A 24,809-nucleotide genomic window follows, 5' to 3' on the forward strand; every position below is an offset into this window, starting at 1 on the left:
TTTTAGTAACTCCTCTAAAAGGTTCTTAATCAGTATTTTAGTATAATCACGATGGGATGTAAAAGGAAGGAAATTTTAAAGAATGTTGCCTGATATGGGGAAAGATAAATCCCTTCCAGTTGCCGGAAGGGATTTGGGAAACAATTATCATGTGCATTGTGGGTTTATGGTATCTCTTATTTTTATTAGCGCTCTTGGTTAAGCCGCAGGCCGCCTGACAGCCTGCCTAGCAATTTCTTAGTCCGCGAGGTCCTCAATTCAATCAGCGGCTGGGTAAAAGATGTAATCAGCTTGCTTGATAGCCCGAAGACAATGATGAGTGACATGCCGGCAAGCAGGACAATCCTTTCCGTCTTGTCAAAATAGGAAACAAAAGCGCTCTCACGAAAAACTTTTACGAAAAAACCATGTAGCAGGTATACGTAAAGCGTGTTTTTGCCTAGCGTAGTAAAGAAATATTGTTTCCTTGGAACGAATGCGAAAAAGCTCATTACCATGACAAGGCTAAGTGCGTATATGCCGAGCCTTTTAAACATCGCCCACACAGAAGCGACCCCCATTGCCTCATACGGCTTTGAGCCAAAAAGCCATTGGTACTGCATATCCGGATAAAAATAAAATCCGGCGAAAACCGCAAGGAATAGTCCAAGCGCAACGATTCGTTTCCTGATGGTGAATAGCGAATAAAAATGCTCTTTCCTCATGTAATAACCGACAAGGAATAACGGGAAAAACACGAATGTTCTGGAAAGGCTCAAGTAATTCGAAACCCAGCCGATATAGCCAATCAACAATCCGACTGCAAATGCGGCGGCGATCGCAAAGGATGGCCTAATTTTTGTGAATAATATCAGCATTAGGTTCCAGTAGAACATACTGACCAAAAACCAGAGCGACCACTGTGGATCGAAAGGGTCAATCCTTAGGCTTGGTTTCTGGTATAGATAAAAATAAAAAACAGAATAGATTACCTGGAAAAAGATATACGGAAGAATTAATTTCTTCGCTATTTTCCCCACATAACCCTTTTCATTGAAACCTTTGGCAAAAAAACCAGAGATCAGGATGAAAGCGGGCATGTGGAACGTGTAAATAACCTTGTAAAGCGCGAAAAAGACCTCATTATCCTCAATGAACGCCCTTAGCAAATGGCCGAAAACAACGAGAAAAATCAGGATGAATTTTGCATTGTCAAAGTAGTAGTTTCGTTTTTTCATTATTTCCTCCAACTAAGAGACCCCCAGCAATCCCACTTGCCTAATACCCGAAAGTGATTTTTTGAAACAGGTAATGAAATCCAGCAACCTGTTATATTACAAATGGTAATCTGTATTAGTTGTTATGGATAACCTCCAACCTTTGCAAAGCCTGTGTTCATGAAAAGAGTATTCGTACTGTATCTAAAATTTTTTAGGGTTGTATAACATTTGTCACAGCGAAAATATCCGCTGATGCCTAAAATAGATGGTGGGGATGCCGGCTTATTAGCCTGCAGGGAAATCAAGAAGGGAATTGGGAGGGAAAACATGTCTATACTGCCAAAAAGAAATGAACTTGGATTTTTTGAAATACGCCTTGAATCGATTGGCGGCCTTGGGGCAAACCTGGCCGGAAAAATGCTTGCTGAAGCGGGGGTGCTTGGGCTTGGGCTAAACGGTTCGAATTTTTCGTCTTATGGTTCTGAGAAAAAGGGTTCGCCTGTTAAAAGCTTTATCCGTTTTTGTGATCCTGATGTTGAAATACGGGATCATAGCCCGATTGAACAGCCGCATATAATCGGGGTTTTCCATGAAGCTTTGTATAAAATGGTTGATGTTGTCAGCGGCCTGGATGCCGAGGGAATTGTCCTTGTCAACTCGGCCAGGGATTTTGACGGCATCAAAAAGGATTTGCAACTGGAATACGGGACACTGGCAATTGTCGACGCGCTAACAATTGCCGTCGAAGAGAAAACGAAGGTGAATACAGCAATGCTTGGCGCGCTTTTCAGGATATGCGATTTTCTTGACCCGGATGCGATGAGGAAAGTTATCAGGAAAACGTTTGAAAAGAAATACCCGCACATGGTCGAACCGAATATCAGGACTTTTGACCGTGGATACAATGAAGTCCGTTTCAAGCAATATGAAGTGCCGGCTGGTGCCGAGGGCAAGACTTTCACGAGGCCGCTTCCACAGCTTGGCTATTTTACCCAGGAAATAGGCGGTGCCATTACCGCTCCGGCAAATAGCATCCTTAAGGATTTGAGCGGTTCAAGACAAGGTTTCCTTCCTGAATTGAAAATCGAAAAGTGCATCCACTGCGCATCATGCGATACGGTTTGCCCCGATTTCTGCTTTGTGTGGGAAAAGGGTGAGGACAAGCGCGGCAGGGAGCAAATGTTTTTGAAAGGCATCGATTATCAATACTGCAAAGGCTGCCTGAAATGTGTTGAGGCGTGCCCGACCGATGCGCTCGGCGACCTGCGCGAGACGATTGGCTACGCAGATGCCAACCGGGTACGGCAAAACTTTCCTTATGCAGCAGGGAGGATATAAACATGGCCATGTTGGAAAAAGAACTAATGGAAACCGCAAAAGCAGAGCAGTTGCTCACCTTTGAATCCGGCAATGAAATGGCCGCTATGGCTGCGGCGCAAATCAATTATCATATTATGGGGTACTTCCCAATCACTCCTTCTACCGAGGTAGCTCAATACCTTGACATGATGAAGGCGAGGGGAGAGCATGACATCAAGCTGATTCCTGCGGATGGGGAACATGGATCGGCAGGGATTTGCTATGGTGCGGCGGCAACAGGTGCGCGCGTATTCAACGCGACGAGCGCCAACGGCCTTCTCTACATGATCGAGCAGCTTCCTGTCCAGGCGGGGACGCGCTTTCCAATGGTCATGAATCTTGTAACGAGGGCTGTCAGCGGCCCTCTTGATATAAGGGGAGACCATTCAGACTTGTACTATGCACTGAATACAGGCTGGGTCATTCTTACAGCGAGGACTCCACAAGCGGTTTATGACATGAATATCATGGCACTGAAAATCGCCGAGCATTCGAAAGTCCGTTTGCCCGTCATCGTTGCCTATGATGGATTTTTCACTTCCCACCAGAAGAGAAGGGTAGAATATTTCAAGGACCGCTCTGTTGTCCAACAGTTTGTCGGCGATTGCCCGATTGACTACAATTTTGCAAGGGATCCGAAAAAGCCTGTTACGATTGGCGCGCATATGAACGGTGAAGACTTGATGAACAACCACTTCCAGCAGTCCGAAGCGATTTATGCCGCCGGGGAAGTTTTCAAGGAAGTTGCGGCTGAATATGCGAAACTATCTGGCAGAGAATATCCTGTGCTCGACCTTTATAAAATGGAGGATGCTGAAGTTGCCTTGTTCCTTCTGAATTCCGCTGCCGAATCAGCGAAGGATGTTGTTGACAAGCTGCGGGCAAAGGGGATCAAGGCGGGCGTCATCTCACCGAATATCATTCGTCCGTTCCCGGCGAAAGAAATCCGTGAAGCGCTAAAGAACATCAAGGCTTTGCTTGTGGGCGAGCGTGCCGATTCGTATGGGGCACATGGGCCGAATCTTACGAATGAAGTGAAATCGGCGCTTCAGGAAGATAAGGAAAACGCAACGGTTGTCCTAAGCAGGGTATTCGGGCTTGGCGGAAAGGATTTTTACGCGGATGATGCCGAAGCGTTTTTTGAACTGGCCATCGGCGCTATGGAAAAGGGCTATGCCGAAAAACCGTTTGATTATTACGGGATTGTTCCAGGCAACCCGGAAAAAGCGCTCAAGCCGGTCATTGAGCCACAATATGGAGAAACGTATAATTCCGGCCTGATCGATGTGACAATGGATGGGGAAACCGGCAAATTGAAGGTGAAAATACCGCCGCTCAGGGCGCTTGCAGCGAAACCGAAGCGGCTCGGTTCAGGACACGGCGCCTGCCCGGGCTGCGGCATATTCCCGGGGCTTGAGCTGTTCTTTAAGGGAATCGAGGGGGATATTGTCGTCCTTTACCAGACGGGGTGCGCCTATGTAACGACGACAGCGTATCCGTACACTTCCCACAAGCAAACGATGATCCACAACCTTTTCCAGAACGGAGCGGCAACGCTGTCCGGTACGGTCGAGGCATTCTTTGAGCTGCAAAAACGCGGGGAAATCGAGGTTGCCGATGATGTGACATTCGTAATGGTCACCGGCGATGGCGGAATGGATATCGGAATGGGCTCTGCAATTGGCACCGCGCTCCGCGGCCATAAGCTCATCATCGTTGAATACGATAACGAAGGCTACATGAATACTGGTTCGCAAATGTCGTATTCCACCCCAATGGGCCATATGACAAGCACAACGAGTGTAGGGAAAACCCAACAAGGCAAGAGCTTCCACCATAAGGACACGGCACAGCTGATGGCAGCGGCGAATATTCCATACGTCTTCACAGGTACGGAAGCATTCCCGCAGGACCTAGTCAAAAAGGGTGCGAAGGCACAGTGGTATGCACAGAATGTCGGTACCGTTTATGGGAAAATACTAATTACCTGCCCGCTGAACTGGAAATCAGAGGATAGGTACGGGAACACAATCATGGAGGCGGCAGTGAATTCGTGTTTCTTCCCGCTGTATGAGATTGAACAAGGCGTTACCACAATCACGTACAATCCGGAAGAAAAAAATAAGCGTGTGCCTGCTTCCGAATGGCTGAGATACATGGGAAAATCCAAGCATTTACTGAAGGAAGAAAACAAGGAAATGCTTTCTGCCTTTGAAATGGAAATCGAAAACCGCTGGCAGCGGCTAAAGGCAAAGCACGACCATCCAATGCTGTAAATCATATCCTTGCTATAAATTCATGCAAAGCGGTCCTTTTGTGAAAAAAAGGCCGCTTTTTTCTGTTATGGTGAACAGGGATGGGGTTTTTTGGGAAAAGGCATCCCGGTTTCCGGTTTCAATTTGGTATTAGTGGCAAATTTGTTTTGTATCAAGAGTGAAAAGGTTGCATTTTTATAGGGCTTGGACAATATTTCGAAAATTTTCATGCCCTTATCGAAACTTTTTTGGATATATCGAAAACTTTTAGAAGGATATCGAAAATTTCCTTCCACTTATCGAGAACTGTCACAATTTGGACAAAGTCATCGGTCTGGTAACGCAAATCCAAATTCGGAAAATTCATTCAAAATCATCTTGACTATTCAAAAAACAATTGATATAAATCTAATTAGATATATATCGAATTAGATAAACGAAGGTGATAGATATGCAATTAGACAAGCTCGTTTCATTCTATAAAGCCATGGGCGATCCAACACGCATCCGGATTGTTGCGCTCTTGGCGGCCGGCCCGCTTCATGGCCAGGCAATCGCAGGCAAACTTGGGCTGACGCCGCCAACGATTACCCATCATTTGAAAAAACTTCGGGATGTCCATGTTGTCTTTGAAAGAAGGGACAAAAATACAATTTATTTTTACCTGAATGAAAAAGTACTGGGGCAGCATGCAAAGGCGCTAACACAGCTTGCGAATCGGGAAGGGGAGGAACTAGGTGAAATGGCTAATGCAAACGATGAGAGACAGAAGGTTATCGCAAACTTCTTTACAGCGGAGGGGAAGCTAAAAAACATTCCAGCCCAACGCAAGAAGAAGCTCTATGTCTTTGAACAACTCGTAAGGGGCCTGGCAAAAGGCAAAAAGTACGAGGAAAAGGAAATTAATGAATTCATCAAGAAGTTCCATGATGATTACGCGACCATCCGCCGGGAATTCATCATCAACCATTATATGTACAGGGAAAACGGCATTTACGAACTGAATCCGGAAGTAATGTGGGCGAAGCCGTAAAACGAGAAAAGGAGGCAGCTGCCAAGCGCCTCCTTTTCATCCTATTCGCAGTAATGTTCCGGTCTTCTGTCTTCAAAAACCGGTATGATACCCCGAACTTCCTTCACCTTTTCAAGATCAATTTCAGCCGTAAGGATTTCTTCGCCTTCGCCAGCTTCAGCAATTACCTCGCCCCACGGATCGATGACCATGGAATGGCCAGCAAATACATTCTTAGGGTCGCTTCCCGCCCGGTTGCAGGCAATAACAAAGCACTGGTTTTCAATTGCCCTGGCAATCAGGAGCGCGCGCCAATGGGCAACCCTTGCCTTTGGCCATTCCGCTACCACGAAGATAGCTTCCGCCCCTTTAGATGCATGTTTCCTTAGCCATTCGGGAAAGCGGATGTCATAGCAGATAAAGCCGGCAAACACACGGCCGCCGAGTTCGAAATTCGCGGTTCCGGTTCCTGGGATAAAATAATGGTGTTCATCCATCAGCTGGAACAGATGAAGCTTGCTGTATGTATGGACAAGGCTTCCTTCTTTTGAAACAGCGAGCATCGTATTTTCCACGCCGGCGCTGGTGCGGTTCGCAACCGATCCACCAATCAGGTTGACCTTCTTCTCGGCCGCTTTTTTGCCAAGAAAGGCGATGGATTCTGCAGCCTGGCTGTCGGCAATTTCATCAAGCCTTTCAAGGTCGTATCCCGTCGTCCATAGTTCGGGCAGGACAACGAGGTCGGGATTCCCTTTAGCAGCTTCATCAATCAATCTGTCCGCGATCGCATAGTTCTCCGCGGGTTTTCCATAGGAGATATCCATTTGGGCAATGGCAATTTTCATTTTCAAGCTAATTCCCCCTTATTTCAGAAAAGTAAAAAACTTCTTTACAAGATACCTATTACGTTATATCATTTGTGACTAGATTTCCATAATTATATAAATCATTTAAAAGCAGGTGGTCATTTGTGAAGGAATACCCGAAGTCTGAATTATTGAACAGCCTTCCCGGCCAGTTTTTCGCGGGGCTTGTCAAAAAGGTAGGCGAGGCGATTGCGCAAGGCCATGATGTTATCAACCTTGGGCAGGGAAATCCTGACCAGCCTACACCGCCCCACATTGTGAAGCGGCTCCAGCTGGCTGCCGAAAATCCAGTAAACCATAAATATTCCCCTTTTCAGGGCTTTAGGTACCTGAAGGAAGCCGTCGCCAATTTTTATAAACGTGAATACAATGTCGAGCTCGATCCCGGCACCGAGGTGGCAATCCTTTTTGGGGGGAAAGCCGGGCTTGTTGAGATTCCACAATGCCTCCTGAATCCGGGGGACACGATGCTTGTTCCCGACCCGGGTTATCCTGATTATTTATCGGGCGCGGCCCTTACACAGGTGAAGCTTGAAATGATGCCGCTCCTAGAGAAAAACGGCTTCCTTCCCGATTATGGAGCAATGCCGGTTGAAGTTTTGGAAAACACGAAACTCATGATTCTCAACTATCCGAACAACCCTACCGGTGCGGTTGCGACAAAGGAGTTCTTCGATGAAACCGTGTCGCTTTCGAATAAACACGGTATGTGTGTTGTCCACGATTTTGCTTACGGGGCGATAGGGTTCGGGGGGGAAAAGCCGGTCAGTTTCCTCCAGTCCGAAGGGGCGAAGGAGATTGGGATTGAAATTTATACCCTTTCGAAAACCTACAATATGGCCGGCTGGAGAGTAGGTTTTGCAGTTGGCAACAAAAGCATCGTCTCTGCAATTGAACTGATGCAGGACCATTTGTACGTCTCCCTGTTTGGAGCTGTCCAGGAGGCGGCCGCCGAAGCGCTTAATGGCCCGCAGGATTGCGTTGATGAACTAGTCCGTTTGTATGAAGGTAGGCGAAAGGCGCTCATTGGCGGTTTAAGGGATATTGGCTGGGACGTTGCTGCGCCGGCAGGTTCTTTTTTTGCCTGGCTGAAGGTTCCGGAAGGGTTTAGTTCGATGGAATTTGCCGACTATCTTCTTGAAAAAGCGCATATCATGGTTGCGCCGGGGATCGGCTTTGGCGAATTCGGCGAGGGCTTTGTCCGCGTTGGCCTCCTTGCATCTGAGGAAAGGCTAGCTGAAGCGGTAAGCAGGATTGCCTCACTGGAAATTTTCCAAAAAAATGTTTGACAACAAAATTATTTCCTGCGATAATCCATATTAAATCTAAACATTATGAAAATAGTAAATATATTAAAAATCATTTTCTTATCAAGAGCAGGCGGAGGGACTAGCCCTATGAAGCCCGGCAACCGACTTATTTTAAGCACGGTGCTAATTCTTGCAGCGAAAGCTGATAGATGAGAAGAGATTAGTTTGCCGCGCTAACCTCTTCTTTGGAAGGGGTTTTTTTAATGCTAAATTTCAAGCCTGATATAGAAAACTGCTCAGGAAAGGAAGGACACCATGAGTGAATTGATAGCAACATATCACGTTGGGGATGAAAGAAATCCGGCGAAGAAAGCGGAGGAAATCGCTTTGGGTCTGACGGTCGGCTCCTGGACAAACTTACCCGCACTTGAACAGGAGCAGCTGCGGAAACACAAAGGGAGGATCGTATCTGTTGAACAGGCGAATGAAAACAGCGCGATACTCTCTATTGCGTATCCCGCAATCAACTTTTCCGCTGATTTGCCAGCCATCCTAACTACCGTCTTTGGAAAATTGTCACTGGACGGGAAAATCCGGCTTCTGGACCTGGAATTCAGTGAAGAACTGAAAAGCTTTTTTCCCGGTCCGCGCTTTGGTATTGATGGCTTAAGGGACAAGCTTGGCGTCCATAACCGCCCGCTTTTGATGAGCATATTTAAAGGAGTCCTGGGGAAGGACGTCGAGTTTCTTTCAAGCCAATTAAAGGAGCAGGCACGGGGCGGGGTTGACATCGTCAAGGATGATGAGATCCTTTTTGAAAATCCGTTGACTCCATCAGATAAAAGAATTGAGGCAGGGCGCCGCATACTGGATGAAGTGTATTCCGAAACCGGGCACAGGACCCTCTACGCTGTGAACTTGACGGGGAGGACTTCTGAACTCGGGGAAAAGGCAAAAAGGTTTGCGGAAGCAGGTGCTGATGCACTATTGGTCAATGTTTTTTCCTACGGGCTCGATGTCCTCCAGGAACTGAGGGAGGACGAGAATATAGGCTTGCCAATCATGGCGCATCCCGCCTTCAGCGGGGCAATTGCTTCATCGCCAGAATATGGGGTTTCACATTCACTCCTTTTAGGAAAATTGCTCAGATATGCCGGTGCGGACCTCGCGTTGTTCCCATCACCGTACGGCTCGGTGGCGCTTGAAAGGGAAAGCGCGCTTGGGATAGCAAAAGAGCTTATTAAAGACGATTCCTTAAAAAGGTCATTCCCGGTTCCGTCGGCAGGAATTCATCCGGGCCTCGTACCTTTGCTGATTTCCGATTTCGGGATTGATTCGGTCATCAATGCGGGCGGTGGAGTGCATGGACATCCAGGAGGAGCGGCGGCTGGAGGGAAGGCATTCCGCCAGGCAATCGATGTGGTTCTCGCAGGCCACAGCTTGTCGGAGGCGGCTGAATGCCAGCAGGAACTTCAACAGGCGCTTGCCTTATGGGGGATACCTCAAAAGGAGGGTGCGAAATGAAAAAACCTGTTATTTACTGTGACTTTGACGGAACAATTACCGAAAAGGACAACATTATTTCAATCATGAAGACCTTTGCCCCGCCTGGATGGGAACGGATTAAGGACCAGATTCTTTCGGGGGAAATCTCGATTAAAAAAGGGGTTGGGGAACTATTTTCCCTGCTCCCTACGGACGAAAAAAACCAGATTGCCGAATTTGCGATTGAACAGGCAAGAATCAGGCATGGATTCGATGAGTTTGTAGCTTTTACGAGGGAAGAAGGCATTCCTTTATATATCATAAGCGGAGGGATCGATTTCTTCGTCCTTCCAGTCCTTTCCGAATATGGGCCGTTTGATGGTATTTTCTGCAACAGCTCGGACTTCGCTGGAGAAACGATCCGCATCCTCTGGCCCAACAGCTGTGATGAAAAGTGCGGAAATGGCTGCGGCTGCTGCAAGCCAAGTGTCATCAGGAGGCTTGGCCACGGGGATGATTATTTTAAAATCGTCATCGGCGATTCAGTAACCGATCTTGAAGCGGCAAAACAGGCGGATTTCGTACTGGCCCGGGATTTGCTTTTGGAGAAGTGTAAAGAATGGGGCCTATCCCATTCGCCATTTGAAAGCTTTCTTGATTGCATTGAATCAATTAAAAAACGGACAGGGGTGAACGAGCAGGCATGCTGAATGAAAAGTGGAATGAGCTTGCAGATGTAAAGGATGAACTTTCAGGACGTGATTGGTTTATGGGGACGAGCGGCAACCTGGCGATCAAGGTGGGCGACAGGCCGCTGCAATTCCTTGTCACAGCGAGCGGAAAGGACAAGCGGAAGAGGACGGATGAAGATTTTTTACTGGTCGATGAGTTTGGCAGCCCTGTGGGGGAAACCCATTTGAAGCCCTCAGCCGAAACGCTCCTCCATGTTGAAATATACAGAAGGACAAAAGCGGGCTGCAGCCTCCATGTCCATACAATAGATAACAACGTTATTTCAGAAATTTACGGGGACCGCGGGGAAGTATCTTTCCAGGGCCAGGAAATTATCAAGGCATTCGATAAATGGGATGAGGATGCGGTTTTGAAAATCCCGATTATCCGGAACTATGCCCATATTCCGACCTTGGCCAAGGAATTCGCACAGCATGTCAAAGGCGATACGGGAGCGGTGTTAATTCGTAACCATGGAATCACGGTATGGGGCAGGAACGCGTTTGAGGCAAAGAAGTTATTGGAAGCCTCCGAATTTTTATTCAAATATCAGCTCCGACTTCTCGAGCACAAACCATTCCAATTATTCAAGGTAGTGTAAAAATTACTGGAAGGAGCCTGGTTGATTGGAGCGGAATCAAACCGGTGCAAACCTTGCCAAAAACAAAAAAGAAAAGAGGTTTATTAAATGGCATGGATCAGTTTTCAAACTAGCGGTAAAGAGTTGCGGGGGCAGGAAGAAGTAGCGTCATTCCTTGAGTCTCAGGAAGTCATTTACGAAAAGTGGGATGTCGCAAAGCTGCCGGAAAACCTGAAGGAAAACTACGCTCTTTCCAATGAGGACAAGGATCAGATTCTGAAGGCATTCGAAAATGAAATCAAGGACATTTCCGCGAGGCGCGGCTATAAGGCCCAGGACGTCATTTCGCTTTCCGAGTCAACCCCAAATCTTGATACACTTCTCGAGAATTTCAAAAAAGAACATCATCATACAGATGATGAAGTCCGCTTTATTGTAAGCGGGCATGGCATCTTTGTCATCCAGGGGAATAATGGGGAATTCTTTGAAGTGAACCTTGACCCTGGCGACCTGATTTCTGTTCCAGAAAATGTGCGCCACTATTTCACCCTCCAGGACGACAGGAAGGTTGTGGCAATCAGGATATTTGTAACCTCTGAAGGATGGGTGCCGATTTACGAAAAAGCTATATGAATATACTCAAGAGAGCCGGCGCAAGTGCATGCCGGCTATTTGCATTTTTCGGAAAATAAAGAAACAGGCCATGTCGAATAACGAAGAAATATCAGATGTTTTGACCTGTTTTGCGAATCTATTTACTTTGATCCGAAAGGCTGGCATAATGCAACAAGCGCCTCTTTTTTACGATGCTGGGGCCGAACTCTATTGTAAAATAATGGATTTAGCTGGAGGCAGGATAAAGGTGTTTATAAATAATTTTGAACTGTTGCAACTGTTGGACGAGATTAAAAAGAAACGAAAAGTGATGATCGATTCCGCAAATGAAAATGGATTTACGAACGAAAGGACGATCAAATACAGCCAGGAACTGGATGAGTTGATTGCCGTTTATCAAAAGGCAAGGCAAACTTGCTGGCAGCCGCCCAACGGTGCCGGCACTTTCGTTTCTAAATGGCCGCCCGCGAGTGCAAATATCCGGGAAAGATTCGTGGTCCAGTCAGCGATTTAAACCCAATGAATGGAATGCTTAATGGCATTCTTTTTTTTATTTCTTAAAATGTCCTTAATTCTCCTAAAATTTATTTAAAAATCCAGAAGATGTGATTTATATCATTGTCTATATCTGAATATTTTTTATAGTAGTATTAACAGCTATGTTAATAACCGCCCCGCCTGTTTTTCCTATTCCAGGCTGCCTGCGTAACAGTGCCGGGACGGCCATCATGTGTTTCCAACGTTTTTTTGTTGGTACTATGCTCGTTTTACGAATCATATATCGTAAAACAAAAGCATTAAATGAATTATTAAAGGAAGCGCTTGCACAAATATCCTGCAGAGGGGAAGGTAGTACATGCATATTGTTGTTTGTGTCAAACAGGTACCAGATACAAAAATCATTAAAATCAATCCGAAAACAAACACGCTTGACAGGCGGAGCGCGCCAGCCATCCTAAATCCATATGACGCCCATGCCGTACAGGAAGCTGTGAAGATCAGGAAGATGACGGGAGGAACAATTTCTGTTCTTTCAATGGGGCCGCCCCAGGCAACCGCTGTCATTAAGCGAAGCGTCGAAATCGGGGCCGACAGGGGCTATTTAATTTCAGACCGCGCGTTCGCCGGTGCTGATACGCTGGCCACAAGCTATGCGCTTTCTAAAGCGCTTGAAAAAATCAGCAAGGAAATGCCCATTGATATGGTGATTTGCGGAAAGCATGCCATCGATGGGGATACAGGGCAGGTTGGGCCAGGTATTGCCAGGAGGCTGGATATCCCGCCTGTCACGAATGTTATTGAAGTATCAGAAGTAAATTTAAAGGAAAAGACCGTCCTTATTAAACGGAAGCAAACGGACGGCTATGAATTAATTCAATCCCAGCTTCCATGCCTGTTGACAGTTGAAAAGGAAATAAATGAAATCGAGTACTCCCCGCTGCCGAACATGATTAAGGCGGCAAGGTACGAACCAGTCATCTGGGCAGTGAGCGATTTCGAAAACGTTGACCGTACCCAACTGGGGCTAAAAGGATCCCCGACCATCGTAGGCAAAATGTTTTCTCCTCCAAAACCCGAAGGAGGAAAAAGGCTCGAAGGCACCGCGGATGAGCAGGTAAAGGAGCTAATCAGCCTCCTTATGGATAAAAAAGAGCTGTTGACGCCCAAATCGGCAAATTAATTTAATCAGCATAAGGGGATAGGAGGATTCTGATGAATATAGATGACTACAGAGGGGTTTGGGTTTTTATAGAAGAAACAGAGGGCAATATTGAAGGCGTTTCACTAGAGCTGCTCGGTGCGGGCAGAAAGCTTGCCGATAAGCTCGAGGTACCACTAGCTGGGGTGCTGATGGGGCATGGCATAAAGCCGCTTGCTTCAAAGGTAATCGCGTATGGGGCGGATGAAGTGTATGTTATCGACCACCCCGTTATGAAACAATACCGGACAGAGTCATTCATGAAGGGCGTCATCATGCTTGCCGAAAAGTATAAACCGGAAATTTTTCTTTATGGTGCGACGCCTAACGGGAAGGATCTTGCAAGCGCTGTCGCGACCGATTTAAACACCGGCTTGACCGCCGATACGACGATGCTTGATATTGACCTTGACAACCGCCTGTTTGAAGCCAGCAGGCCGGCATTCGGAGGAAATATCATGGCTACCATCCTTTGCAAAAAGCATAGGCCGCAAATGGCAACAGTAAGGCCAAAAGTGATGAAAGCGCTCGAACCGGACGGCTCGCGGACCGGGAAAATCATTGAAGAGAGCATAGCCCTTTCCGAAGACGATATGCGCACAAAAGTGCTTAAAATTGTGAAAGACATAACAAATAAAGCAAACCTCGCTGATGCCCATGTGATTGTCTGCGGCGGAAAAGGTATGGGGGATTTGCAAAACTTCCAAATGCTCAACGATTTAGCCGACGCAATCGGCGCAACCGTTGGCGGGACGAGGGATGTTGTCGAGGCTGGCTGGCTGCCCCACCATCTCCAAATTGGCCAGACCGGGGAAACGGTTACGCCAAAAATCTATTTTGCCATTGCCCTATCAGGAGCAATTCAGCATGTCGTCGGCATGAAGAACTCAGAGATTATCATTGCAATAAATAAGGATCCGAATGCGCCGATTTTTGATGTGGCCACTTACGGGATTGTAGGGGATGCGCTCGAAATCGTCCCGAAATTGACAGAACAGTTTAAACAGATGAGGAACCAAAAGGGCGGTGAAATCAGTTATGCCTGAAAAATTTGATGTAATCGTAGTTGGCGCCGGCCCAGCCGGTACGGCATGCGCCCTTGTGTGCGCGAAGAACGGATTGAAAGTGCTGCTGATTGAAAGAGGGGAATACCCTGGAAGCAAAAACGTAATGGGCGGCGTCCTTTACAGAAAACAGACAGAGGAATTGGTTCCTGAGTTTTGGAAGGAAGCACCGCTTGAGCGGCCGGTCGTTGAGCAGCGTTTTTGGATGATGGATAAGGAATCGGTCGTTTCCTTCGGCTATAAAGGCCTGGAGTGGGCAAGTGAGCCATTCAACAATTTCACAGTCCTAAGGGCGCAGTTCGACCAGTGGTTTGCACAAAAGGCTGTCGAACAAGGTACGCTCCTGATTAATGAGACGGTAGTAACGGAATGCATTGTCGAGAACGGGAAGGTTATTGGGGTCCGAACTGACAGGCCGGATGGCGATGTATACGCGGATGTTGTTGTCCTCGCTGACGGAGTAAACTCGCTGCTTGGAAAGCAACTTGGTTTCCATAAAGAGTTCCGTCCTGACGAAGTTGCCCTCACTGTCATGGAAGTGATTAATCTTCCAAAAGAGAAAATAAACGACAGGTTCAATCTGGAAGGCAACCACGGCTGTACGATTGAAATATTCGGGGATTCGACAAAAGGCAACCTTGGGACCGCTTTCCTTTATACAAATAAAGATAGCCTCAATATTGGTGTAGGTACAACGTTGTCGAGCATGATTAAAGCGAAACTGAAGCCATATGACCTGCTCGACTACCTGAAGACGCATCCGATGGTACGCCCGATGCTTGAAGGCGGGGAATCAGCCGAATATTTGGCCCACTTAATTCCGGAGGGCGGATTCAGGTCAGTGCCAAAGGTAGCCGGGAATGGGGTTGTTGTTGTTGGGGATGCAGCGCAGCTCGTCAATGCGATTCACCGCGAAGGATCGAACATGGCGATGTATTCAGGAAAGCTTGCCGCGGAAGCAATCATCGAGGCGAAAGCCCGCAACAATTTCAGTGAGGCAAGCCTGAACAGCTACCGCGAAGCACTATACGGAAGCTTTATCATGAAAGACCTTGAAAAGTACAAAGATGCAGCCCATACGTTCGAAAAATACCCGCAGTACTTCAAGGAATATGTGCCAATGATGAACCAGGCAATGAGCAAATTCTTTACGGTCGACGGTACACCTAAACGTGACAAGCAGAAGGAAATTATTAAAGGCATGACAAGCGAACGCGGGACCTTCAAGGTGCTGCAGGATGTCTATCGCGCATGGAAGGCGGTGAAATAATGTCAACCAAAAATCTCGAAGAAAAACAGTATCTCCTTCGTTTCAGGTGTGACACAAAGTCCCATTTAACCGTTCTGGACCACGATATTTGCGCGACAAAGTGCCCGGATAAGCTATGCACTGTTTTTTGCCCGGCCGAAGTATACAAATGGGAAGGAAAGCGTATGCAGGTAGGTTTTGAGGGCTGCCATGAATGCGGCAGCTGCAGGATTGGCTGTCCTTATGAGAATATTAAATGGGAATATCCAAAAGGCGGCCATGGAATCGTCTTCCGGCTTGCTTAAGATAGAATCGTATTTAAAAAGCTGTCCGCATTCACTTGCAGGCAGCTTTTTTTAGGATCTTCACCGCAAAAAGTGGTTTTAACGAATGGGCAGGCTCCGCACAATCCGCCCTTAATGCAAAAGAAAAAAGTCTTAGTGCCTGGACAGCAGGGGCAGCTTGTCCTTCGGGAAAGAAGGATACACCAATTCTATTGGTTTTTACACATATGAAAATTATAAAAATGGGCACTTCGCCCTTTTTGTTGTAAGGAGACTAAATCGGTTTTAATGGATAGGGGAATAAACACTATTAACATGCTATGTATGGGATTTCACAATAGAGGGCAAAAAGAAGAAGCTTAAAAGAGGAGAATGGGCTAGGTGATTAGCTAATTTTTTTATCTGAACCCATTGTGCAAAGCACATCATTTTTACCGAATGATTCGAATTGCTGTGCAAGCTCAATTGCAGAGTCGATCGATTCCATTATGGAAGATGCGTAATATGGTTTCTCCCAGCTAAATGCACCTTCAGGGTCGGACGTGTAGACGAGAACCTTCCAATTGCAGCAGCCGGCTGGCAAACCTTCATGTTCACCTTGGAGCGCGATCAGCCAATGGGTGGCCTCTGTGTCCGCAAAGGGGGATTCCTTTAAAACGGCTGTGTCGTTCATCCCGATCGGCATGATGATTTTTGGATAAAAGTCTCTATAATGTGGGAAATTCAAATTTTGTCCCTCCTTTTTTGGTTCTAACTAAATTATATGAAATCGCAGGCTATGAATGCCAGTGTAAATGTTAAAAATTTTCGAAACTTGAAAGCGCAACCAATAGATTGTGAAAAATTCATGGCTTGTGACGGCCATCACAACTTATCATCCGAAAACGTCCTATACTGTCCTTAGATAACAATCTATCGAGAGGGGAAATAAAGATGAGTGGTTCATGAGCGCATTTGGAGGAGCAGCTGAAGTCGAACTATGTGCTGGGCTGAAGCAATTAAAAGAGGAGCATCCTCCACTTCTTGCCCAATTAGATGGGTTGCTTGAGGAAGTCCGCAAGATTGAAAATGGAGATACTAGTAATCAAGCATTCCTTAAACTGACTAATAAGACAAAGAAATTTATTGCCGATTTAGGTCCACATTCGGACAGGGAGGAAGGCGTCCTGTTCGAAATGATGGGCCACTATATTGGCCGCACCTCGGGTCCGATTGCTGTGATGGAGTACGAGCATGATCGGGCAAAAACACTTATTGGCACTTACCTGGATAGGACCGAGGAACAAGGAGTTGAGTTTTCTGAGGATGAAATGCGCGAGCTTGCCGCCCAAATTAAAGAAGCATACTATACATTGACAGAGCATTTCGCTAAAGAGGAGAATGTCCTGTTTCCAATGGCGCAACGGATGTTATCGGAAGATGAGAAAGTGGAACTCCTTCGAAGGATCAAAGAAATTTAGAACAAGCAACCAAAATGGTTTTCAAAAAAAAACGGTGGCCAACCTTATTTAGGATGGCCACCGTTTTTATTATGAAATAACCCTGCCAGCTGCTTCCATTAACCTAGGCGGTACGAACAGGGGTTTAGGCTTTATGCCATTGCTCTAGTCTTCTATCAGATGGAAGCAGGAGTGCGGAAATGCCCAGAAGTGGTAGAAAGCCAACTCCGATAATCATTTCCTTCAAGCCAGCCAAATCGGCGATATAGCCAAGCCCAATAGACCCAATCGCACCCATGCCAAAGGCAAGGCCTACAGTGAGTCCGGACATGAGCCCAATTTTTCCAGGCACGAGTTCCTGGGCATATACAACCGTAACCGAAAAGCTTGTCATTAAAATGAAACCGTTTAAAATCAGGCAAACAAGTGCGGCAGATGACGGCAAAAACGGGATGATAGCCGAAAAGGGCACCGAAAACAGCATCGATGCAGTGATAACATTTTTCTTGCCGAACCGGTCTGCCAGCGGCCCGCCAAAAAATGTTCCGGCAGCGCCGGACACAAGAAATGCAAAAAGCAGGAATTGTGATTGCTTGATTGAATACGAATATTCATTAATTGCAAAAAAGGCGTAAAAATTCGTTATGCCGGAAATATACCATGAGCGAGCGAAAATCAGGAGCAGGATTAACGCCAAAGCTGGCAGGATGCCATTCGGAAGAGCCTTTTTCGCGCCGTTTTCCCCAACTTGCTTTACTGCAGCGTTTCGTGAAGCAGATAGCTTTTCAGTGTACCAACGGGCGATATACATCAGCAGGGCGACCGCGATGGCGGCGACTGCCGAAAACATGGCAGCCCCCCTCTGACCGAATGGCACAAGGATTAAAGCTGTGATAAGGGGCGCCAGTGCTTGTCCTGAATTGCCCCCTACCTGGTAGATCGACTGTGCGAGCCCCCTCCTGGGACCTGCTGCAAGATAGGCGACACGGGATCCCTCGGGGTGAAAAATCGCCGAGCCGATACCGATAAAAATAACAGATAGGATAATAAGTGCGAAATTGGGTGCAAACGCGAGGCCGAGGATTCCCGCCATCGAACAGGCAAGGCCTGCCGGCAAAGCATAGGGCATTGGCTTTCGATCGGTCATCAATCCTACGGCTGGCTGCATGACAGACGAAACCATATTCAGTGCGAAGGCAATCATGCCAAGCTGGGTGAAACTAAGTCCGAGGGTTTTGCCGATAATCGGAAACATGGCGGGTACAACCGACTGAAGCGAATCATTCAGCAAATGGCAAAGGGCTATGATATATAGTATTTTATACGTGGTTGCCTGCCCGGATTCGGCAGGCTTTTGGACTAGTGCTGCCTGGTTCATATTGTAAGCTCCCCTTAAGTTTGTCCCTCCTATATTACAGCATTTTCGACTATATATCTTGAAATAAATTTTACTCACTATTTATTTGAATTGTAAGTTGATTGGAGAGGAAGGCACAGACTCCTCGAAAACGCTACCGCGTTTCCTTCGTGCGTGGGCAAATTCGACGATGCCATTCAGTGTCCTGCGGGATGCAGCGGCAAGGTGGAGACCCCACAGGCGCTAGCACCGAGGAGGCTCCACTGACGCCCCGCGGAAAGCGAGTGCCTGGAGCGGAAATCAACCGCAAGGTTCCATTTGAAAATAAATTTTTGCTTCAACCTATATAGCGGAAAATAAAAAAGATAGGATTTACAGTTAATTTTAATTTACAAAAGGTATTTGGGATTTATTGTAATGTGGTTCGTTGACACTGTCCACTAAATTTATTATAATTATCTTGAATTCAAGGTGATTTTAAAAAGCCATTAAAGGAATTGATCATATTGGAAAGAGAATCTATTTCACAATCACTTAAGCTTTACATTGTCCTATCCAGAGCCTATAAGGCGATCAATGAACAGGTCAATAAATTTATCCAGGAAAACGGCCTAAACCCTACCGAGTTTGCCGTCCTGGAGCTCCTTTATCATAAAGGAGACCAGCCGCTTCAGCAAATCGGCGGGAAAATCCTGATTGCGAGCGGGAGTATTACGTATGTCGTCGATAAGCTTGAGCAAAAAGGGCTTCTTCAAAGGGTGGCCTGCCCGAGTGATCGGAGGGTGACCTATGCAAGAATTACTGATAAAGGAAAAGCATTTATTGAAGATGTTTTTCCTGAGCACGAACGGAACATCCATGAACTCATGTCTCGGCTTACGGAGCAGGAGCGGGAAGAGGCAATCACACTATTGAAGAAATTAGGACTGCCATCGGGAAAGTTTTAATAAGGTAGTCCCCCAAAAATGCGGCATATCTTTTGCCGCTTTTTTGTTTGGATTTTTCAAGAGTGCCCATTGGGCGAATTTCATGATCTTGGAAGGACAACAAAATGTCCGGGGAGTAAACTTCAAAAATTTCCGGTATTTTTCTGAAATTGGAGGAATTCAAGTTTCGGATGTCGAAATGAATGAAGTGAATTTAAAAAGAGAGAAGGGGTTTCAGGTGAAATTTCAGGACTATACATACGTAAGGCCGGACCTTGAAGAGATTAAGAAGCAGTTTGAAAGTGCGCTTGAGGAATTCAATTCCGCAGGCAGTGCGGCAGAGCAGGAGAAGGCGATTCAAAAAATCAATGAGCAGAGGAATCATATCGGGACAATGATTTCGCTTGTGTCTGTCCGCCATACAATCAATACGGAGGATGAGTTTTACAAGGCGGAGCAGGATTATATTGACGAGATTGGCCCTGAGCTTGAAGGGCTAGTCACAAAGTATTATGAAGCTTTAACGAATTCTAAATTCCGCGCCGAGCTTGAGAAAAAGTGGGGCCGCCAACTGTTCGCGTTAGCAGAGGGCCAGCTGAAAACCTTCAAGCCGGAAATCGTACCGCTGCTTCAAAAGGAGAACAGGCTGACGACCGAATATACGAAGCTGGTTGCTTCCGCGAAAATAGAGTTTGAAGGGGAAGAACGGACCCTGGCGCAGCTGGATGCATTCATCCAATCTGTTGACCGCGATACAAGGAAACGGGCAAGCGAAGCGAAATTTGGCTTCTTCAGCGCAAATGAAGAGGCATTTGACCGGATTTATGATGACCTTGTAAAAGTAAGGACTGAAATCGCACACGTGCTTGGCTATAAAAACTTCGTTGAACTTGGCTATTACAGGATGCACCGCACTGACTACAACGCGGAAATGGTCGCCGGTTTCAGGAAGCAGGTCGAGGAGTTTATCGTACCGATTGCCACGAAGCTAAAAAAACGCCAGCAGGAGCGGATTGGCGTAGAGAAGCTTTTCTATTATGATGAAGGATTCAGCTTCACTTCAGGGAATCCGGCGCCAAAGGGAAGCCCCGAGTGGATTATTGACAATGGCCAGAAAATGTACGACGAGCTTTCCCCTGAGACGGGAGAATTCTTCCGTTTCATGCAGGATAATGGCCTGATGGACCTTGTCGCCAAAAAGGGTAAGGCTTCCGGCGGATATTGCACATACATTGAAGACTACCAGGCACCGTTCATCTTTTCGAATTTCAACGGCACATCAGGCGATATCGATGTTCTTACGCATGAAGCCGGCCACGCATTCCAAGTGTATTCGAGCCGCCATTTCGATGTACCGGAATACTATTGGCCGACCTATGAGGCTTGTGAAATCCATTCGATGAGCATGGAGTTCTTCACATGGCCGTGGATGGAGCTGTTCTTCAAGGAAGACACTGACAAGTACCGGTTCCAGCACCTTAGTGATTCGCTTCTGTTCCTTCCGTATGGCGTTTCTGTTGATGAGTTTCAGCATTGGGTGTACGAAAACCCGGAAGCAACACCAGCGGAAAGAAAGGCGAAATGGCGGGAAATTGAAAGGAAATACCAGCCGCATAAGGATTATGAAGACAATGACTACCTATCGAGGGGCGGATTTTGGCAACGCCAAGGCCATATTTATGGTTCTCCTTTCTATTATATCGACTATACGCTGGCACAGATTTGCGCGTTTCAGTTCTGGAAAAAGTCAAGGGAAGACCGTGAAACGGCCTGGAAGGATTATGCCCGCCTTTGCACGCTAGGCGGAAGCCAGTCCTTTACCGGGCTAGTCAAGGAAGCCGGCTTGATTTCACCGTTTGAAGACGGCTGTGTCGAATCGGTTATCGGCGTAATCGAGGACTACCTGAATTCCATCGACGACAAGAAACTTTAATAAACGCAAAAAGGCCCGGTCCAGATAGTATATGTCTGGACCGGGCTTCATTTTTACGATAACGGTTTAAGGAATAGCTTTATTGGCGAATAGTCGCTTGTGGCCGGACCAAAATTTGGCCTTCCTCCACAATGGCTTCAATCTTGTCGGCATCCGACTCGTCAAGGATCAAGTCGGCAATTTTATCTTCAAGCTGTTCCTGAATGACGCGGCGGAGTGGACGCGCGCCGAATGACGGATGGTAGCCAAGTTTGGCCAATTTTTCCATGGCCTCATTGTTGACAGTGAGAGTAAGGCCTTGCTCAGCAAGATTTTCCTGAAGTTCATTTATCATCAATTCAACAATTTGGAGAAGATCTTCCTTCTTCAGGCCGCTGAATTCAATAATGCTGTCAAACCTGTTGAGAAATTCCGGTTTGAAGAAGCTACCAAGTGACTCAAGCAGGCCGCTCTCCGATGTGGCGCCGGTGTTTCCAAAGCCTACATGGATTGGTTTCACGCCAACCCCGGCGTTCGTTGTCATAATGATGACAGTGTCCTTAAAGCTCACAGTACGCCCCTGGCTGTCCGTCAGGCGTCCGTCCTCCATAATTTGCAGGAACATGTGCTGGACATCCGGGTGGGCCTTTTCAATTTCATCAAGCAGTACGATACTATAAGGATTGCGGCGGACTTTTTCCGTAAGCTGTCCGGCTTCCTCATGGCCGACATAGCCTGGAGGGGAACCAATGAGCTTGGATACGCTGTGTTTTTCCATGAACTCGCTCATATCGAGCCTGATCATTGCATCCTTTGAGCCGAAAAGCTCTTCAGCAAGCCTTTTTGTCAGTTCTGTCTTTCCGACGCCTGTAGGGCCGGCAAACAGGAATGAGCCAATTGGCCGCTGTTTTGCTTTCAGGCCGGCACGGCTCCGGCGGATGGCTTTCGCTACTCTTCGAACAGCATCTTCCTGGCCGATGACCTTGCCATTTAGCGATTCTTCGAGATGTTTCAGCTTTTGCTGTTCATCCTCCTGCAGCTTGCCGACCGGGATGCCGGTTTTCTTCTCAATGATTTCCTGGATGTGTTTCGCTTGCACAACAGGGCGGTTTGATGGCCCGGCGTTTTCAAGCTTGTTTTCAAGCTCGGCTTCTTCATCGCGAAGCTCCGCGGCTTTTTCGTAGTATTCCTCATTGAGCGCGGCTTCTTTAGCTGTTGCAATCGCCTTCAACCTTTCCTCAATGTCCTCTTTTGAAGAAACCCCTGCGGAAAGCAAGTTTAGTTTTGAACCGGCTTCGTCAAGCAAATCGATCGCCTTGTCTGGAAGGAAGCGGTCTTGGATATAGCGATTTGATAATTGGACACACGCCTCAATTGCTTCGGTCGAATATTTAACTTCATGGAAATCCTCATATCTTGATTGAATACCTTTTAAAATTTCAATTGCTGCATCTAGGGAAGGTTCATGGACATGGATTGGCTGGAACCTTCTCTCAAGTGCCGCATCTTTTTCAATTTGGCGGTATTCCTTCAAGGTTGTTGCTCCAATAGCCTGGAGTTCGCCGCGAGCGAGCGCTGGCTTGAGGATGTTGCTTGCATCCATCGATCCTTCCGCAGAACCGGCTCCGACCAACAGATGAATTTCATCGATGAAGAGGATAATGTTCTTTTTGGACTGAAGCTCGGAGATCATTTGTTTCATCCGCTCCTCAAATTGTCCCCGGATTCCTGTATTGGCTACGAGGGAAGCAACATCAAGGAGATATAGTTCCTTATTCAAAAGTTTGGCGGGTACATTTCCTTCGGCTATTTTCAAAGCAAGGCCTTCTGCGATTGCCGTTTTTCCGACCCCTGGTTCCCCGATGAGTACAGGATTGTTTTTGCTCCTTCGATTTAATATTTCAATTACGCGTTCAACTTCTTCATCGCGTCCAATTACGGGATCGATTAGGCCGGCTTTGGCCAATTGGGTAAGATTTCTTCCATATTGGTCAAAAAATCCGTTGCCGCCGCTTTTATTAGGTTGTTCCTTTATTGTTTCATCCATTTGGCCTGGGTAGCCCATGCTGCCAAATGGCTGCTCATTAAATTGGCTGAAAAATGAAGATGGAAATCCGGCAGATGGCCCCAATGAGCCCGCAATTGCCTGGCGTTCTTTGCTAAAGCAGTCCTGGCAAAGCATTAAATCTTTCTTTCTGCCATTCACCATTAATTTAAATTGCACATTTGCTTGTGATTGATTGCATAGTTGGCAAAGCATATTTCTGCCTCCTTGTTAAAAATCTTCTGAAAGGCTTTTGTTTGTCTTTGACTTTCTTTGACCTTTCTGATTATTAGTATACTCTGACCTTCTTTGACTTTCAACTATTTGGTGTATGTAATTTTTACCAAAGTACACATTTTCCGGTGATTGGAATTTGGTAGCATTGTTTGTCCTAATCTCCATATAGTGTTTAAGGGGAGGGGATTGCGTGAAACGAAATTGGCCAGGGGCTTTCCAAATAGCGGCCGTTTATGTGGGTACGGTCGTTGGGGCGGGTTTTGCTACAGGCAGGGAAATAGTCGAATTTTTTTCCCGTTATGGGTTGATTGGGKTTTTTGGCATTTTGATTAGCGGCTTTCTTCTTATTTTTATGGGTGCAAAATTAATGAGGGCGGCTGCAAGGGCTAACGTCGATACGTATCAGGGCTTTAATGAATTCCTATTTGGCCGCCGGGCTTCAAAGGCGATTAACGTACTTATGCTGCTAATGCTGCTGGGCGTTACCTCTGTCATGATGTCCGGCGCTGGAGCGGTGTTTGAGGAACAGCTCGGCGCCTCAAGGAATTCGGGTGTCATTTTAACAATCGCGCTCTCCATCATCGTAATGGTTTTTGGGACAAAAGCGTTATTTGCGGTTAACACGTTCATAGTGCCGGCAATGATTTTGTTCAGTTTAATGCTCATGTCGCTTACGGTTTCAATGCCGGGATTTACCGAAGCTTTTCTTCAAATAGGGGAATTACGCGGAAGTTGGAAAGGGGCCATTTCCCCGTTTTTGTATATTGCATTCAATCTCGGTCTTTCACAGGCTGTCCTCGTCCCAATTGCATTTGAGGTAAAGGATGATTGGACGATCAAATGGGGAGGGATTCTCGGAGGGTCTGCCCTTACCTTAATTCTTATATCCAGCCACCTAACGCTTGTCATGCTCCCAAACCTGGAGGCCTATGACATCCCAATGGCTGAAGTAATGAGAAATGTGGCTGGCGGGTTTCATTGGGTGTTCATAGGAGTCGTTTATGCAGAAATTTTTACTTCCGTCATCGGAAATATTTATGGGCTCGAACGCCAGATTAGAAAATATGTGCCGCTCCATACTATAACGATAACAGTGGGCATCTTTGCTGTTTCATATGCCGCAAGCCTCGTTCACTACGGAACGCTTCTTTCATTTCTTTATCCGCTGTTCGGTTATGTGAGCCTCCTGTTTCTAATCCTTTTATGGGTAAAGCCATTGCCGAAAATGAATTAAGGCCGCCGGAA

23 protein-coding genes and 1 riboswitch are annotated in these 24,809 nt (G+C 46.7%); of the genes, 17 read left to right on the plus strand and 6 right to left on the minus strand.

The window, feature by feature from the left end; genetic code table 11:
- Nucleotides 1–185: 185 nt before the first annotated feature.
- Entirely contained in the window at nucleotides 186–1,217 is a 1,032-nt protein-coding gene (locus tag ADU24_RS07210; protein WP_053368825.1) for an acyltransferase family protein, read from the minus strand.
- 309 nt (nucleotides 1,218–1,526) lie between these two features.
- On the opposite strand from ADU24_RS07210, the gene ADU24_RS07215 reads away from it, so the two are divergent.
- The gene (locus ADU24_RS07215; protein ID WP_053368826.1) at nucleotides 1,527–2,537 is read left to right on the plus strand and encodes a 2-oxoacid:acceptor oxidoreductase family protein; all 1,011 of its coding nucleotides are present in this window, start codon (nucleotides 1,527–1,529) and stop codon (nucleotides 2,535–2,537) included.
- Nucleotides 2,538–2,539: 2 nt separating this feature from the next.
- The gene (locus ADU24_RS07220; RefSeq protein WP_053365992.1) at nucleotides 2,540–4,834 is read left to right on the plus strand and encodes a thiamine pyrophosphate-dependent enzyme; all 2,295 of its coding nucleotides are present in this window, start codon (nucleotides 2,540–2,542) and stop codon (nucleotides 4,832–4,834) included.
- A gap of 205 nt (nucleotides 4,835–5,039) precedes the next feature.
- On the opposite strand, the gene ADU24_RS22960 is transcribed toward ADU24_RS07220, so the two are convergent.
- A complete protein-coding gene (locus ADU24_RS22960) occupies nucleotides 5,040–5,180 on the minus strand; it encodes a hypothetical protein (RefSeq protein ID WP_156324536.1) in 141 nt (46 codons plus the stop codon).
- A gap of 84 nt (nucleotides 5,181–5,264) precedes the next feature.
- Here ADU24_RS22960 and ADU24_RS07225 point away from each other — a divergent pair, with 84 nt between their 5' ends.
- Complete coding sequence (locus ADU24_RS07225) at nucleotides 5,265–5,846, plus strand: DUF2087 domain-containing protein (protein WP_053365993.1); 582 nt, start codon at nucleotides 5,265–5,267, stop codon at nucleotides 5,844–5,846.
- A 41-nt stretch (nucleotides 5,847–5,887) separates the two neighbouring features.
- Here the strand turns inward: ADU24_RS07225 and ADU24_RS07230 are convergent, their stop codons facing one another.
- Nucleotides 5,888–6,670, minus strand: a complete 783-nt coding sequence (locus ADU24_RS07230) for a carbon-nitrogen family hydrolase (protein ID WP_197277564.1) — start codon at nucleotides 6,668–6,670, stop codon at nucleotides 5,888–5,890.
- A 125-nt stretch (nucleotides 6,671–6,795) separates the two neighbouring features.
- Between ADU24_RS07230 and ADU24_RS07235 the strand changes: the two genes are divergently transcribed.
- From ADU24_RS07235 to ADU24_RS07280, 10 genes are all read left to right on the plus strand, one after another.
- A complete protein-coding gene (locus ADU24_RS07235) occupies nucleotides 6,796–7,980 on the plus strand; it encodes a pyridoxal phosphate-dependent aminotransferase (protein ID WP_053365995.1) in 1,185 nt (394 codons plus the stop codon).
- Nucleotides 7,981–8,055: 75 nt separating this feature from the next.
- Nucleotides 8,056–8,157, plus strand: a riboswitch (SAM riboswitch).
- A 99-nt stretch (nucleotides 8,158–8,256) separates the two neighbouring features.
- Nucleotides 8,257–9,465: a 2,3-diketo-5-methylthiopentyl-1-phosphate enolase gene (locus ADU24_RS07240; protein ID WP_053365996.1), complete on the plus strand. Its 1,209-nt coding sequence runs from the start codon at nucleotides 8,257–8,259 to the stop codon at nucleotides 9,463–9,465.
- Entirely contained in the window at nucleotides 9,462–10,136 is a 675-nt protein-coding gene (locus ADU24_RS07245; protein ID WP_053365997.1) for a 2-hydroxy-3-keto-5-methylthiopentenyl-1-phosphate phosphatase, read from the plus strand. The genes ADU24_RS07240 and ADU24_RS07245 overlap by 4 nt, the downstream gene beginning before the upstream one ends.
- Nucleotides 10,130–10,759 (plus strand): methylthioribulose 1-phosphate dehydratase, encoded by a 630-nt coding sequence (locus ADU24_RS07250; RefSeq protein ID WP_053365998.1) that lies wholly within the window; start codon nucleotides 10,130–10,132, stop codon nucleotides 10,757–10,759. Before ADU24_RS07245 ends, ADU24_RS07250 begins: the two co-directional genes overlap by 7 nt.
- 87 nt (nucleotides 10,760–10,846) lie before the next feature.
- Nucleotides 10,847–11,371 carry a 1,2-dihydroxy-3-keto-5-methylthiopentene dioxygenase gene (locus ADU24_RS07255; RefSeq protein WP_053365999.1) on the plus strand — a complete coding sequence of 175 codons (525 nt, stop codon included), beginning with the start codon at nucleotides 10,847–10,849 and terminating at the stop codon, nucleotides 11,369–11,371.
- Between the two features lie 229 nt (nucleotides 11,372–11,600).
- Entirely contained in the window at nucleotides 11,601–11,867 is a 267-nt protein-coding gene (locus tag ADU24_RS22965) for an aspartyl-phosphate phosphatase Spo0E family protein (RefSeq protein ID WP_231689582.1), read from the plus strand.
- Nucleotides 11,868–12,209: 342 nt separating this feature from the next.
- On the plus strand, nucleotides 12,210–13,034 hold the full coding sequence (locus ADU24_RS07265) for an electron transfer flavoprotein subunit beta/FixA family protein (RefSeq protein ID WP_053366001.1): 825 nt from the start codon (nucleotides 12,210–12,212) through the stop codon (nucleotides 13,032–13,034).
- Between the two features lie 32 nt (nucleotides 13,035–13,066).
- The gene (locus ADU24_RS07270; protein ID WP_053366002.1) at nucleotides 13,067–14,098 is read left to right on the plus strand and encodes an electron transfer flavoprotein subunit alpha/FixB family protein; all 1,032 of its coding nucleotides are present in this window, start codon (nucleotides 13,067–13,069) and stop codon (nucleotides 14,096–14,098) included.
- On the plus strand, nucleotides 14,091–15,386 hold the full coding sequence (locus tag ADU24_RS07275) for an FAD-dependent oxidoreductase (protein ID WP_053366003.1): 1,296 nt from the start codon (nucleotides 14,091–14,093) through the stop codon (nucleotides 15,384–15,386). Before ADU24_RS07270 ends, ADU24_RS07275 begins: the two co-directional genes overlap by 8 nt.
- Complete coding sequence (locus ADU24_RS07280; RefSeq protein ID WP_053368827.1) at nucleotides 15,386–15,670, plus strand: ferredoxin family protein; 285 nt, start codon at nucleotides 15,386–15,388, stop codon at nucleotides 15,668–15,670. Before ADU24_RS07275 ends, ADU24_RS07280 begins: the two co-directional genes overlap by 1 nt.
- A gap of 364 nt (nucleotides 15,671–16,034) precedes the next feature.
- On the opposite strand, the gene ADU24_RS07285 is transcribed toward ADU24_RS07280, so the two are convergent.
- Entirely contained in the window at nucleotides 16,035–16,376 is a 342-nt protein-coding gene (locus tag ADU24_RS07285) for a hypothetical protein (protein WP_053366004.1), read from the minus strand.
- 217 nt (nucleotides 16,377–16,593) lie between these two features.
- Here ADU24_RS07285 and ADU24_RS07290 point away from each other — a divergent pair, with 217 nt between their 5' ends.
- Nucleotides 16,594–17,109, plus strand: coding sequence for a hemerythrin domain-containing protein (locus ADU24_RS07290; protein WP_053366005.1), 516 nt, complete (start codon nucleotides 16,594–16,596; stop codon nucleotides 17,107–17,109).
- A 124-nt stretch (nucleotides 17,110–17,233) separates the two neighbouring features.
- On the opposite strand, the gene ADU24_RS07295 is transcribed toward ADU24_RS07290, so the two are convergent.
- Nucleotides 17,234–18,466 carry an MFS transporter gene (locus tag ADU24_RS07295; RefSeq protein ID WP_053366006.1) on the minus strand — a complete coding sequence of 411 codons (1,233 nt, stop codon included), beginning with the start codon at nucleotides 18,464–18,466 and terminating at the stop codon, nucleotides 17,234–17,236.
- 485 nt (nucleotides 18,467–18,951) lie between these two features.
- Between ADU24_RS07295 and ADU24_RS07300 the strand changes: the two genes are divergently transcribed.
- Nucleotides 18,952–19,392, plus strand: a complete 441-nt coding sequence (locus tag ADU24_RS07300; RefSeq protein ID WP_053366007.1) for a MarR family winged helix-turn-helix transcriptional regulator — start codon at nucleotides 18,952–18,954, stop codon at nucleotides 19,390–19,392.
- Between the two features lie 217 nt (nucleotides 19,393–19,609).
- Nucleotides 19,610–21,304, plus strand: coding sequence for a M3 family oligoendopeptidase (locus ADU24_RS07305; RefSeq protein ID WP_053368828.1), 1,695 nt, complete (start codon nucleotides 19,610–19,612; stop codon nucleotides 21,302–21,304).
- 79 nt (nucleotides 21,305–21,383) lie between these two features.
- On the opposite strand, the gene ADU24_RS07310 is transcribed toward ADU24_RS07305, so the two are convergent.
- Nucleotides 21,384–23,543 (minus strand): ATP-dependent Clp protease ATP-binding subunit, encoded by a 2,160-nt coding sequence (locus ADU24_RS07310; RefSeq protein WP_053366008.1) that lies wholly within the window; start codon nucleotides 23,541–23,543, stop codon nucleotides 21,384–21,386.
- A gap of 211 nt (nucleotides 23,544–23,754) precedes the next feature.
- Here ADU24_RS07310 and ADU24_RS07315 point away from each other — a divergent pair, with 211 nt between their 5' ends.
- Complete coding sequence (locus tag ADU24_RS07315) at nucleotides 23,755–24,798, plus strand: YkvI family membrane protein (protein WP_053366009.1); 1,044 nt, start codon at nucleotides 23,755–23,757, stop codon at nucleotides 24,796–24,798.
- Nucleotides 24,799–24,809: the final 11 nt, after the last annotated feature.

The sequence above is a fragment of the Bacillus sp. FJAT-27245 genome, from assembly GCF_001273955.1.
Lineage (GTDB): Bacteria > Bacillota > Bacilli > Bacillales > Cytobacillaceae > Bacillus_D.

Excerpts from the sequence above, each read along its gene's own strand:
- ADU24_RS07210 (WP_053368825.1), bottom strand. The coding sequence starts at position 1,217 with ATGAAAAAACGAAACTACTACTTTGACAATGCAAAATTCATCCTGATT.
- ADU24_RS07215 (WP_053368826.1), top strand. The coding sequence starts at position 1,527 with ATGTCTATACTGCCAAAAAGAAATGAACTTGGATTTTTTGAAATACGC.
- ADU24_RS07220 (WP_053365992.1), top strand. The coding sequence starts at position 2,540 with ATGGCCATGTTGGAAAAAGAACTAATGGAAACCGCAAAAGCAGAGCAG.
- ADU24_RS22960 (WP_156324536.1), bottom strand. The coding sequence starts at position 5,180 with ATGAATTTTCCGAATTTGGATTTGCGTTACCAGACCGATGACTTTGTC.
- ADU24_RS07225 (WP_053365993.1), top strand. The coding sequence starts at position 5,265 with ATGCAATTAGACAAGCTCGTTTCATTCTATAAAGCCATGGGCGATCCA.
- ADU24_RS07230 (WP_197277564.1), bottom strand. The coding sequence starts at position 6,670 with ATGAAAATTGCCATTGCCCAAATGGATATCTCCTATGGAAAACCCGCG.
- ADU24_RS07240 (WP_053365996.1), top strand. The coding sequence starts at position 8,257 with ATGAGTGAATTGATAGCAACATATCACGTTGGGGATGAAAGAAATCCG.
- ADU24_RS07245 (WP_053365997.1), top strand. The coding sequence starts at position 9,462 with ATGAAAAAACCTGTTATTTACTGTGACTTTGACGGAACAATTACCGAA.
- ADU24_RS07250 (WP_053365998.1), top strand. The coding sequence starts at position 10,130 with ATGCTGAATGAAAAGTGGAATGAGCTTGCAGATGTAAAGGATGAACTT.
- ADU24_RS07255 (WP_053365999.1), top strand. The coding sequence starts at position 10,847 with ATGGCATGGATCAGTTTTCAAACTAGCGGTAAAGAGTTGCGGGGGCAG.
- ADU24_RS07265 (WP_053366001.1), top strand. The coding sequence starts at position 12,210 with ATGCATATTGTTGTTTGTGTCAAACAGGTACCAGATACAAAAATCATT.
- ADU24_RS07270 (WP_053366002.1), top strand. The coding sequence starts at position 13,067 with ATGAATATAGATGACTACAGAGGGGTTTGGGTTTTTATAGAAGAAACA.
- ADU24_RS07275 (WP_053366003.1), top strand. The coding sequence starts at position 14,091 with ATGCCTGAAAAATTTGATGTAATCGTAGTTGGCGCCGGCCCAGCCGGT.
- ADU24_RS07280 (WP_053368827.1), top strand. The coding sequence starts at position 15,386 with ATGTCAACCAAAAATCTCGAAGAAAAACAGTATCTCCTTCGTTTCAGG.
- ADU24_RS07290 (WP_053366005.1), top strand. The coding sequence starts at position 16,594 with ATGAGCGCATTTGGAGGAGCAGCTGAAGTCGAACTATGTGCTGGGCTG.
- ADU24_RS07295 (WP_053366006.1), bottom strand. The coding sequence starts at position 18,466 with ATGAACCAGGCAGCACTAGTCCAAAAGCCTGCCGAATCCGGGCAGGCA.
- ADU24_RS07310 (WP_053366008.1), bottom strand. The coding sequence starts at position 23,543 with ATGCTTTGCCAACTATGCAATCAATCACAAGCAAATGTGCAATTTAAA.